Source organism: Candidatus Bathyarchaeota archaeon (assembly GCA_026014735.1).
Classification (GTDB): Archaea; Thermoproteota; Bathyarchaeia; order Bathyarchaeales; family Bathycorpusculaceae; genus Bathycorpusculum.
In genome coordinates, this window is sequence record JAOZHT010000002.1 from 535,822 (window position 1) to 547,691 (window position 11,870).

Sequence of the window (11,870 nt, forward strand, 5' to 3'; positions counted from 1 at the left end):
AATAGAATTTTCTCATACCAAACGTGACAGCCCAAAAAAGGAAGAGAAGCCGCCTTAGCTAGCTGCGGCGAAGCGTTTAGCTTGGGCAACGGCTGTGCCGAGGTAGTTTTTGGGGTCCAGCGCCGCGTCGATTTCTTTCTCCGACAGTTTGCTGCCGACGAGTTTGTCCTCGATGAGCACTTGCCGGAAGGGTTTGTCGTCGAGGGCGCTTCTGATGGTGAGTTGGCGGAGCATCTCATGGGCTTCCTGTCGGTTCACTCCCACTTTAACCAGCGCCATCATCACTGACTCCGACATGGCGCGTCCCTGTGTCGCCGACATATTCACGAGCATGCGCTCCTTGTCGACACGCAGGTTCGCAACGATGTTGCACATGAGGCTCAATATGTAGTCGAGCAGTATGGAGGATTCGGGCAATATGAAGCGTTCCGCCGAGGACTGGGTTAGGTCGCGTTCATGCCAAGTCACCATATCCTCCAACGCCGGCACCGAGAGGCTCCGCACAATCCGCGCCAATCCGCAGACGCGCTCGCAGGTCTCGGGGTTCTGCTTGTGCGGCATCGTGCTGCTGCCCACCTGCTTTTCTTTCTCGAAGGATTCGAAGACCTCACCGATTTCGGGGCGCTGCAACTCGCGGATTTCGGTGGCGAAATTCTCCAGCGAAGAAGCCACCATGGCGTAGATGGAGATGAGTTCGGCGTAGCGGTCCCGCTGCACGATCTGCGTGGAAATCTCCGCGGCTGCGATACCCAGACGCTTCATAACCAAAGCTTGGATTTCCGCGGCGTGCTCGCCTAGCCCCGCCTGCGTGCCCACGGCGCCGCTAACTTTGCCTGCTACCACGCGTTTTTTGCATTCGTCGAGGCGCTGCAGGTGCCGGTTAACTTCGTAGCCCCAAACCGCGAACTTGAAGCCCAGCGTGATGGGCAAGGCGTGTTGGCCGTGGGTTCTGCCAATCATGACTGTGCCGCTGTGCTGGGCCGCCTGCTTTTTGAGGATAAGCTTGAAGGCGGCGAGGCGGTCTTCGAGGACGGCTATGGCGTCTTTAAGCTGCAACGCGTTGGCGGTGTCCACGATGTCGTAGCTGGTTGCGCCAAGATGCACATAGGCGCCGCTTGAGCCGCACTGCTCCGAGAGCGCACGCACCAGCGAGGCGATGTCATGCTTGATTTCCCGCTCGATGGCTTTAACACGCTCCACCTTAACGTATTCGGTGGATGCCTTAGAAGCGATTTGTTCCGCGTCCGCTTTGGGGATGTTGCCGACTTCTGCGTGTGCCAAAGCAAGGGCGGCTTCGACATCCAAAAGTTTCTGCACGCGGGTTTGCTCATCGAAGATTTTTAGCATTTCAGGCGTACCGTAACGCCCAGTGTCTATTGGTAAGATAGGCAAGCTGTGATTCCTCAAGGGAAGGTATTGTCGATTAAAGATTAATGTTTTGCCAGTTAAGAAAACGCTTTTGATTGTTGAGGGAACATTTATGGGGGGTTAGTTTGAATTTTGGTTTCTTTATTTTTCCTCTTCTGTTCTGAGCTTGTAGACTGCGTATTCGAAGGCGTGGCTTACGTCTTTGAATCGCTTGCATTTGATTTGTTCGTTAATCCAGTCTAGGAGGTCCTTATCTATGGTGATCGAGCGGCGGATTCGTGACATGTATGTTTAATTTACACATGTTCCTTTTAATTTTAGTGGTTAATGTAGGGTACTTTTTAAATGTAAATGATGCGCATTTGTGGCATAGATGTATACAAAGGGTGATATAAGCTTATAAGCGGTGACTAACAGTAGGATACCATGGCTATCATTACCATCGACGTCACAAACCTAAAAGAATCCGTGAAAAAACAGATATTCAAAAAATTCTTCCTAAAAGAAGGCTTCACAGGATTCTCAAGAAACACCAACAGCAGCGAACACTACGTTTTCTACTTTCGAGGAAGCTCAACTAACGCCGAGTTTTAGCAATAAAAATAAGTCCAGCGCACCACTACTAAAACATGTACAGAGGTTCTCAGAGATGAAAGTTACAGTTGCAGTGTTGGATAAGAATGGGGACAGCGTGGTCACCCGGGTTTTGGATGCTCTTCAGAGCTTTGATGCTGGGCAGGTGTCGCATTTCGGCGTCGTCACGCCCAAACGGTGCGTGCTTGAGAAACCCCTCGGCATCATCAACCGCCAGGGACTGGAGACCTCCGCGATGCTGGGCTACATCAGCAGCCGCCCCGCCGTCTCCAGCAACTACGAGTTCCAGCAGTTAGGCGACACCGCAGCCGCGTTTGAGGGCAGAATCTACAAGCCCCTCTCCAAAACCGCCCTAACCGAGCAACTCGGCAAAACCCCCAGCCACTGCGAAGCCAGCCTGCAAACCCTCATCGAGCAAGCCGACGGCGACTACGCATTCTGGATGCTACGCGAGGGCTGGATAGCGGCGGGACGCGACCCCATCGGCGTACAACCCCTCTACTATGGCGAAAACCGCGACGTAGCCGCATACGCCACCAACAAAACGGCGCTGTGGCAGCTGGGCATAGAGGAACCGCAGAGTTTTCCGCCGGGCACATTGGGCTTTGCCGACAAAGACGGCTTCAAATTCAAGCCAGTGCGAACCCTCAGCTACAACCCGCCCCGACAAGTTAGCCTCGATGAGGCAGCCGACCAGTTGCTGACACTCCTCACCGAATCGCTGCGGCGCCGCGTGGCAGGGCTGGAGAAGGCGGCAGTGGCGTTTTCAGGGGGCCTAGACAGCAGTCTCGTGGCGTTTTTGGCTAAGAAGCTGGGCGTGAAGGTGCAGCTTTTGCATGTGAGTTTGGAGAATCAGCCTGAAACCGAGGAAGCCATCCAAGCCGCGGAGGCGCTGGATTTGCCCATGTCGGTGCATCTCTTCAAAGACTCCGATGTGGAAGCCGCCTTGCCCCATGTGGTGGAGCTCATCGAGGAAGCTGACCCCGTTAAAGCAGCCATAGGCGTGCCCTTCTACTGGACCGCCCAGAAAGCCGCAGAAGCCAAGTACCGTGCGGTGTTGGCTGGGCAGGGCGCAGATGAACTCTTCGGCGGCTACCAACGCTACGTCAATGAGCACTGCAGCGGAGGCGCAGAGAAGGTTGCCCGAACCATGTTTGGCGACGTCATCAACATTCACCAAAGCAACCTTGAACGCGACCTAAAAATCACTGGTTCCTTCGATGTGGAGCTGAGGTTGCCCTTTGCATGCTACGAGTTGGCGGAGTTTGCGTTGGGGTTGCCGGTGGAATGCAAAATCGAAGCCAAAGCCGACACGCTGCGTAAGCTGGTGCTGCGAAAAGCCGCCCAGAACGCCGGTGTCCCCAGCCTCATAGTGGTTAAGCCCAAAAAAGCCGTGCAGTACTCCACAGGCATCAACGACGCAGTGAAGCGCATTGCTAAGCTGCAGGATAAAACCGTCGGCGATTACGTTGCTGGGCTGTTTGAGAGAACAAAAAGCGGCGTCTAACTCTGCGGGTACCCATGCCAGAAGCGGCAGCTGGGCAACCTGCAGCTATGCTTTTCTGGTTCTTCGCTTGAAAACCAGAGCGCCCGCGATTAACGCCGCAACAACAGCCGCCAACACGACGCCTAGGATGAAGCTGCCGTCGTCGACGCCAGTCACTATTCTTGCCTGCGACACCGTGTTTACGGTGACCTGATGGGTGCTGTGGCTATACGTGAACTCCAGAATCCAGTAGTCAGATGAGGAGGTAACGGAGTAAACCATTTCTTTCCCATCTAAAGCAACCGCAAAGTCCGCGCCGTCCGCGACAAGGGTTTTAGCCACCGTAACCTGCGTTTGGCCCTTTGTGCCTGACTCGCCGGTGACGTTGAAGCTTAAGATGCGGTTTTGGCTGTCGAATTTAAGCTCGGTTATGGTGCTGTTGCTTTCCACAAAAAACACTGCTTGATCGCTGTAGGGCAAAAAGGACACTGCCGTTATGGCGTTTGAGCCGCTGTAAGCGTTGTTTCCAGCCCACTCCGCCTTTAAGCTGAAGGTGCCTGAAGCCTGAATTAGCCACTGGATACTGTACTGCCCCGATGCGTCTGTTTTGCCTGAGCCGACAGGTAACCATGTTTCGCCGCCGTCCAGCGAGGAAGAAAGAACCACGGTTTCGCCGCTGAAGGGGGTTTCGCTTTGACTCGTCAGGTTTCCTTTAACGGTTAAGGTTGAGCCCACCTGGTAGGAGGAGGCTTCTGTGGATATGGACAACGTGGTTGAGGGCAAAATTGGCTTTGGAGTTGGAGTGGGGGTGGGGTTTTGGGTTGGATTGGTTGTGGGTGCGCTTGTAGGCGGGGCTGTTGGGGCGGGTGTCGGCTGGGCGGTGCTTACGGTTATGTTCTTGTTAAGGTTGCTGTTAACTGCGAAGCTGTACTCGTAATAGGTGGTGAAGGGGGTGCAGGGACCATTATAGCTGGGGTTGTAGGCTGTTTGGGGGTGGGCATCAATGGTGTAGGTTCCCTCGGGGACGTTTATGTAGTAGTAGCCTAAGCTGTTTGTGAACCATCCTGAACCGTAGACTCTGCCTGCGGTCTTGAAGAGAACTGAAGCCCCCACCATCGGTGATCCTGAGGCGTTAATGACGTAGCCCGAGATTTTGTAGCCCGTCTGAAGAGTTACATTCTTCACCAGATTCGAGGACACCTGCACTCCTGATTCATCGTAGTTGATGTAGTTTGAGTCGAAGGGCGGCCACACATACATCTGGTAGCTGCCTGCGGGGGCAGAGGTAACGTAGTAGCCCTGGCTGTTAGTTTGGGCGGTTGGGATTACACCGTTAAAGTTAACGTAGGCTCCCGCCACGCCATGGCCGTTTGAATCCAGAACGTACCCGCTGAAGCTATAGGTTGCCTGACCAGACAGAGGCACCATAAACATTGAAGCAGCCAACATGCTTGAAATTAACAAAAACAGGCCTGATGAATGCGATTTTTTCATATTTCCGCCGAATTTGCCTAAGGCTGCGCAGCCATATAAGGTTTTAGATGCCACCGCCAACGCTCCACAGACGCATAGTCAACTTTGGAAAGCACTCGTCGAGTTCAACGGCAATCTAGACTATATATAGAGGGGGGGTAGAGAGGTGCACGCAACAGACCTCGCCGCTCCCTCGCTAAAATAGATTAGATAGACTCTATGGAAAGCAAACGTGGCTAGGCTGCCCTTTTGCGCCGCTTTGAGTGGGCTAATTGCCCCAGCTGATAGAGTAGGCTGCCGATCGATAATGCAAAGGCGGGGAAAACCGGCAGGATATACCATTCAAGCTTGGTCTGTATGAGGCTAAATACAGATAGCACAAGAAGCATCCAGCCTAAAACAAACAGGTCGCTTTGGGAACGCCGAAAAACCCCCCTGAACAATGCAAGACCCACAGCAAAGGGCAGCAGAAGCATCCACCACCACTCGGCGCCCCACAGGTAGCTAAAATAGTAAAACAAGCCGCCAGCATGGCCCTCAAGCGCACCTGCTGCACGCGAAAAATCAGAGAAAACAAAAAACCAATCCAAAAAACCCCCTCCGTAAACCGCTGTCATGTAGAGTGGCCAGGGCAGAAAAATCAGCATCGCCACACCCCAAAACCGCAGCGCATACTGCCTGCTAAAGAGGAGCTTGATGCTCTTTTTGGTTGCCAACAGGTAGAGGAGAATCAGCAGCGGCACCGCAAACGCCACCACCTGCTTAGTCATCAGCGCCAACCCAAAAAACACGCCGCATAGGAGGATGTAGCGGCTGCTCGGGGTTTTCTGGTGTTTAACTGCGAAGGTGAGGCTGGAGAGAACAAAGAACAGAAAAGCCATATCGGTCATGGCTAGCCGCGCAAAACAGAAGAAGGTGCTAAAGGTGCCCAGCACCAGCGCGGAGGCAAATCCAGATGCGCGATTGTAGAGGGTTTTGCCCAAAAAATAAACGGCAACCATCGCTAACCCCGCAAATATGGGGCTCCAGAATCGGGCTGCAAAGTTGGTTGCGCCAAACACCTGAAACGACAGCGAGAGCAGCCACATGAAAAGCGGCGGCTTGCCAATCCACAGCGCCACGGTTCCCGACGCCCAGGGCGTGATGTAGTCGCCGCTTCGGTACATATGAAACGCCCACTGCACATAGGTCTGCTCATCCGCTGCCCAAAGGTGCCCACTGGACAGGTTCAGGTAGAAAACAGTGGAAAACGCCAAAATCGCAACGACGCAAGCAGCGTCGAGGTGCCGAGTAATCCAGCTATCCCTTTTAGCGTCACCAGCCGAGGAAACCTGCCTTTGCCCCCTATAAGCGCCCACTGCAAGGTAAGCAAACGCCGCCGCCACAGCCAAGAAGACGGCGTCAAAGAGCACCGTTGACCAATTCACAGATGCCTGTGTAGGCAGAGTCTGCGCGGAACCTCCAAGACGCAAAGCATAGAGGTGCCCATCAGCGGAGCCCACGTAGAGGACGCCATCGGCGCAGGCGGGGGAAGAATCCACATAGCTGCCGGTCTCAAACCTCCATAGCACTGCGCCGCTTTGGGCATCAAGGCAATAGAGATAGTAATCCTGCGAGCCCACATACACCCTGCCATCCACGATTGCCGGCGAAGACCTAACCCAGAAACCCGTCGGCGCCCGCCAAACCAGCGTCCCCTCTGCAGCATCCAGACAGTACAGGAAGTTGTCGTCTGACCCCGCATACACGCAGCCAGATGCAGCTGCAGGCGAAGAAACCACGCAGCCGCCGGTGAGGTATCTCCAGATGGCTTCGCCGCTTGACGCGTTGAGGGCACAGATGTATCCGTCGTAGGAACCCGTGTAAACGACGCCGCCTAAAAGGCAGGGCGAGTCGGTTTGGCTGCCGGTATGGCTGCTCCATAACTCGGCTCCAGTTGTGGCGTTGAGGGCATACACAAAGTAGTTGTCGGCGGCAAAGTAAACCACGCCGTCGGCGACCACGGGGGAAGAGTATACTCTGGCGGGCAGCGGATGCTTCCAGAGCAATGAACCATCGGTGGCGTTGAAGCAGAAAAATTCATGCTTGCCCGAGCCCACATAGACTGCTCCATCGGCGACCGCGGGGGAAGACTGCACTTTTCCCTCAACCACCGACGCCCACAATGGCACCCCAGAGGCAAGGTTTAGGCAGTAAAGCCAGCCGTCACCTGAACCCACAAAGACAAAGCCGCCCCAAATGGCGGGTGACGAATCAACCTCCGCGCAGGTGGTGAAGTTCCAAACAGGCTGCCCAGACGTTGCGTTTAGGCAGTATATGTTGTAGTCTTTGGAGCCAAAGCAGACGTAGCCGTCGCTGACTGCGGGGGAGGAGGTGACGGCGGCGTTGGCGGTGAAGTTCCAGAGCAACTGGGGGTTATTTTCCAAGGTGACATTAGAGGCGGCACCGCTGTGGGCTGGGTCATGACGAAACATCGGCCACCCTCCGTTTACGCTGCAGACTGCGGAGTTGAGGCTGAGGCAGCTTTGGAGAAGAACCAGTACAAGGAGGCTGATTAGCAGCCAGAGGCGTTTGCTCATCTGCAGACCTTACGCTAAGTGCATGGAACCGAGAATATATTAAAGCTACCCAACCCCGCCGAAGCGGTTCCTATTAAAAACCTCAAGGAAATTAAGAGAAAATAAAGGTAAAAGAGATAGCAGGTTACTCTCTGCTGGAGAGCACCAGTATGTAGTCAGCTGTGTCCGCACACATGTCCGCTGCCTGCTCGATGAACTCGATTAAATCATCAAAGATAACCAGGGCGCCGCAGTTGATTTCTGCACCATACTTCACAAAGAGGCTTTTGGCTCTAAGATACTCTTCGTCAATGGCATGCTCGATTTCACCCACTTTCTTTGCTTCACGTATCGCCTCGTTGGGCGCAGAGGAGATTTTCTCGATGCTGTTACGCAGAGTCTGAGCAGTATCAACCAGCTTGGAGGTCATGATAACGGTTTTATCCGTCAGCTCCGATGGAATGTCTGAGCCAAGCAGCATCTCAAGGCAACGCGCAGCATCCTTTGTGTGGTCAGCCAATGTGTCGAGTCGCTTGACTAAGTGCAGAAGGTCCTCGCGGTAATCCGCAACCAAAGCTGCACCCTTTGAAAGCTCCATAAACACGTCGGTGCGTAGAGTATCAACCTCTTCTTCGGCTTTGTAGAGGTTTTCGACGTACTTTTTGGCATCCTTCATGTTTTTCTCAGAGAAGCTTTTGGTTGCCTTCTGAAGCCAGGTTACCGTATCAAACGCCTTTGTTATCTGGTCATGTGCAAGTTCTAAACCGCGGGTTCTTCGGCGTTGCTCAAACCAATCGTAACTTTTTCTTTCCACAGACGACATCTCCAAGATATACAACCAATATTTCAAATTGGAGATATAACCCTTATCTAAAAACCGCATAGAAAGCCAAGGCTACAGCCTACAAAAAAGGGCTTCTAAAGGCGTAACCTTAGGCTAAACCTGCATCGATGGCTAAGATCCAATCAAGCAGATCAGAGTCTAATGCGTTGGCTTGTTTATTCTCATCTATTTCCTGCTTCAACATTTTCCCCTCGAATATGCTTAAACATGGATAAAATACCATGCTGAATCAACTTTTGCACGCTGCTTTTTAGGCTTCTTTGATTGCATGGCGATACAAGTAGAATTGTTGCCTACCTACCCTATTTAGACTGCCCACATAATCTATAGAGACACCGATATTCTATAGCTTAGCCTTAGCCGCCAGAACCGCCTGCGCCAACAAAACCTTATCCGATAAACTCTTCATCACCGTATTCTCCACTGCAACATAAACCCCCAGTGCCTCAATGCACCCCTTGAGGGCAGAGTCTTGCCTGTCAATCACGATGGCATCCAAGAAATCTGAGTAATACTGCGCCACACCAAAAGCGGAAACCTCCAAACCGAAACACCGCATCATCTTATCCGCCGGACCCTTAAGGGGGGAACCCGCCACGATGGGACTAACCGCCGCAACCTTCGCATCAGTTTGCCGCAGCGCCTGTCTAACTCCAGCCACCGAGAGTATTGTGCCGATGCTTACGATGGGGTTGCTTGGGCAAACCACAACAAGCTCAGCGTCCGAAATCGCTTCCAAGACACCTGGCGCTGGCTCAGCATCGGAGGCACCCCTAAATTCTACGCCTAAAACGTCCTCTCTGCATTGATGCTTTACAAAGTATTCCTCGAAATGCATCGTGCCCCTTGGCGTGGTTATGTAGGTTTGGAAGGGATTGTTGCTCATGGGGAGAACGGTGGCTTTCACGTTTAAGGCACGGCGGATTTGGTCAGTGACCTCTGTGAGTGTTTTGCCCTGCCTGAGCTGCTGTGTACGAAGAATATGTGTGGCTAGGTCTCTGTCGCCTAAGTTAAACCATGCGTCTGCGCCATGCTGCCGCATCATGTCTAAGCAGTGGAAGCTGTCATCTTTGATTCCCCAGCCCTTGGCTTCATCCACGATGCCGGCTAGCGTGTAGGTGACTATGTCTACGTCAGGGGAAATATGCAGACCAAACAGGTCAATGTCATCGCCGGTGTTAACGATAACCACCAATTCCTCCTCGGCTACGCAACGTGCCAGCCCAGTTAGAAACCGTGCTGCACCCACGCCTCCAGCTAACGCTACAATCACATTGAATTCTCCAAGAGGGGGTTTTGTGCTGCCATAGGGCACCAAGGGTAACTTGGGTGGTTGTGCCTAAAACTGTTTACGGTAAAAGGGAAAGAGAAAAGAAAGGTGTTTATTCTGTTGGGGCAGCAGCTTCTTCTGCTTCTTCGGGTGATTCTGGCTCGGGCTCTTCTTCTTCGTCCTCTTCTTCTGGTGCGGCGCCTAGGTTTGTAACGGGGCCTTCAGGGGGCAGAACTGCGGGGGGTGCGATGAGTTTGGATTTGCGTATGCCGACGTGGCGTAGGGGTGCGACGAGTTTTGCTTGGTTGTAGATGTCTGAGGCGATTTTGCCTAGAACCATCTCTTGGACAAATTGGTCAAGGGTTAATGCTGCGGCTTTGTCTTTGATGATCTTCTGCATCATGTCACGGATGATTTTTTCCTGTGAGGTCTTTATGCGGGAAAGCGTAAGCGCTGAGACGGATATGCGGAGTTTGAAGCCGTCTTTTGTTACGAGGTTGAATAATCCGTCGACTTTGGTGGTTCGTCTGCGGACGAGGCTTCTTAGGTAGTCACGTGAGTATTCATGTCCCTTAAAGAGAGTGTGAGCGGTTTTGGCGTCTATACGGTTGATTTGGAAGAACATTTTCAGGTAGTGATGCGAGAAGTCGCCTGTTATATCGTAAAGTGTGGCTTCGACGACTCTGCCGATTAACATCTGCTCTTCCTGAGATGGAATGGAACCTAACTCTATGTTACCGAAGAACGAGGGCGCAACTACCATGTACCAGGTTTTAGAGCGCCACTTATCGCGAATATGCTTTGCTGATTTAGTTTTGGAAGACAAGCTAATTTCTCCAAGACGCCTCAGAACATTCTCAAAGCCATATTAAAACTTTTAGCGTTTTCTGCAAATTTTCTCTCTACCGCCCATGTATTTACGCAGAACCTCAGGCACGTTTATGGTTCCATCCTCGTTTTGATTGTTCTCCAGCAACGCCACAATGGTTCTGCCCGTGGCGATGGCAGTGGAGTTTAGAGTATGCACAAAGCCCTTGGGCGCCGCTCCTTCTTTTTCTCGGTAACGTACACCGAGGCGACGGGCTTGGTAGTCGGTGCAGTTGCTGCAGGACACCACTTCGCGGTAGCCGTTCTGCGCGGGCATCCAGGCTTCTATGTCGTATTTTTTGGCTGCTACGGTGCCGATGTCGCCTGTGCAGACATTGACCACACGGTAGGCTAAGCCGAGTTTCTGCAGCAGGACTTCAGCGTTTTCCAGCAGTTCCTCATGGAGTTTAGTAGAGTCCTCTGGAGCGCAGAAGATGAACTGCTCGATTTTGTTGAATTGGTGGGTTCGGAAGATGCCGCGTGTGTCTTTGCCGTGTGCGCCGGCTTCCTTGCGGAAACAGGTGCTGGCTCCTGCGAGCTTGATGGGTAAGTCGGTTTGCTTGAGGGTTTCGTTCATGTACATTGCTGCCATCGGATGCTCAGATGTCGCGATCAGGTAGAGGTCTTCGCCTTCCACCTTGTAGAGGACATCGACGAAGTCTGCAAGCGCAGTTACACCCTCGTAGGCGTCATGGTTTAGCAGGTAAGGCGGCACGATGGGTGTGTAGCCGCGTTTGTCAAGTTCCTCGATGGCAAAACTCATCAACGCCATATCAAGCATCGCGACTTCGTTTTTGAGGTAAAAGAATCTTGCGCCGCTAACTTTACCCGCTCGCTCCATATCGATTTGTCCCAGCGCCAACGCAAGGTCAATATGGTTTTTGACGGGGAAAGAGAATTCTGGCGGGTTACCCCATGTTTTAACGGTGACGTTATCGTTTGAGTCCACTCCGATTGGCACCGAATCATCCAGCAGGTTAGGCAGGTTCAGGAGGTAATCGCGGATTTTAGCTTCCTGCTCAGACACCTGCTTCTCCAGCGCGGTGACTTCCACATCTATTTCCTGTGCCCGGGCAACTTGGGCATCAGCTTCTTTGCCTGCCTTTTTTAGTTTAGCGACTTCGATGGTGCATTGCTTGCGGCTGTGGCGTAAATCGTTTAGTTTGGTGTTGTTTTGCCGCCAGGCACGGTCGAGGCTGATTAGTTCGTCGAGCATCAGGAGGCATTTTGGGTCGTTGCGTTTTGCCAAGTTCGCTTTTACCAGCTCTGGGTTTTCCCGGATAAGCTTGATGTCTAACATGGGGGTCACACTGAATGATTCTCTAACAGGTCGATGTGATATTTAACTTTACCATACCCCTAAGGCTCTGCTTCTCCCCGCAGCCTATCCCCCTCTATTTATAGCGACAT

10 protein-coding genes are annotated in these 11,870 nt (G+C 52.7%); 2 read left to right on the forward strand and 8 right to left on the reverse strand.

Going from position 1 to position 11,870, the window contains the following annotated elements:
• Positions 1 to 54: 54 nt before the first annotated feature.
• Both purB and NWE93_08595 read right to left on the reverse strand, forming a co-directional pair.
• Entirely contained in the window at positions 55 to 1,392 is a 1,338-nt protein-coding gene (gene purB / locus NWE93_08590) for an adenylosuccinate lyase (protein MCW4000285.1), read from the reverse strand.
• A gap of 117 nt (positions 1,393 to 1,509) precedes the next feature.
• Entirely contained in the window at positions 1,510 to 1,653 is a 144-nt protein-coding gene (locus NWE93_08595) for a hypothetical protein (GenBank protein ID MCW4000286.1), read from the reverse strand.
• A 141-nt stretch (positions 1,654 to 1,794) separates the two neighbouring features.
• Between NWE93_08595 and NWE93_08600 the strand changes: the two genes are divergently transcribed.
• Positions 1,795 to 1,962: a hypothetical protein gene (locus tag NWE93_08600; GenBank protein MCW4000287.1), complete on the forward strand. Its 168-nt coding sequence runs from the start codon at positions 1,795 to 1,797 to the stop codon at positions 1,960 to 1,962.
• A gap of 55 nt (positions 1,963 to 2,017) precedes the next feature.
• The gene (locus NWE93_08605) at positions 2,018 to 3,469 is read left to right on the forward strand and encodes an asparagine synthetase B (GenBank protein ID MCW4000288.1); all 1,452 of its coding nucleotides are present in this window, start codon (positions 2,018 to 2,020) and stop codon (positions 3,467 to 3,469) included.
• 45 nt (positions 3,470 to 3,514) lie between these two features.
• On the opposite strand, the gene NWE93_08610 is transcribed toward NWE93_08605, so the two are convergent.
• The 6 genes from NWE93_08610 to serS all read right to left on the reverse strand — a co-directional run bounded on the left by NWE93_08610 (position 3,515) and on the right by serS (position 11,760).
• On the reverse strand, positions 3,515 to 4,996 hold the full coding sequence (locus NWE93_08610) for a carboxypeptidase-like regulatory domain-containing protein (protein ID MCW4000289.1): 1,482 nt from the start codon (positions 4,994 to 4,996) through the stop codon (positions 3,515 to 3,517).
• A 161-nt stretch (positions 4,997 to 5,157) separates the two neighbouring features.
• Positions 5,158 to 7,500, reverse strand: a complete 2,343-nt coding sequence (locus tag NWE93_08615; protein ID MCW4000290.1) for a PQQ-binding-like beta-propeller repeat protein — start codon at positions 7,498 to 7,500, stop codon at positions 5,158 to 5,160.
• A gap of 124 nt (positions 7,501 to 7,624) precedes the next feature.
• Entirely contained in the window at positions 7,625 to 8,293 is a 669-nt protein-coding gene (locus tag NWE93_08620; GenBank protein MCW4000291.1) for a DUF47 domain-containing protein, read from the reverse strand.
• Between the two features lie 373 nt (positions 8,294 to 8,666).
• Positions 8,667 to 9,596 carry a 2-phospho-L-lactate transferase gene (gene cofD, locus NWE93_08625; GenBank protein MCW4000292.1) on the reverse strand — a complete coding sequence of 310 codons (930 nt, stop codon included), beginning with the start codon at positions 9,594 to 9,596 and terminating at the stop codon, positions 8,667 to 8,669.
• Between the two features lie 109 nt (positions 9,597 to 9,705).
• On the reverse strand, positions 9,706 to 10,419 hold the full coding sequence (locus NWE93_08630; protein ID MCW4000293.1) for a 30S ribosomal protein S3ae: 714 nt from the start codon (positions 10,417 to 10,419) through the stop codon (positions 9,706 to 9,708).
• 51 nt (positions 10,420 to 10,470) lie between these two features.
• Entirely contained in the window at positions 10,471 to 11,760 is a 1,290-nt protein-coding gene (gene serS, locus NWE93_08635; GenBank protein ID MCW4000294.1) for a serine--tRNA ligase, read from the reverse strand.
• Positions 11,761 to 11,870: the final 110 nt, after the last annotated feature.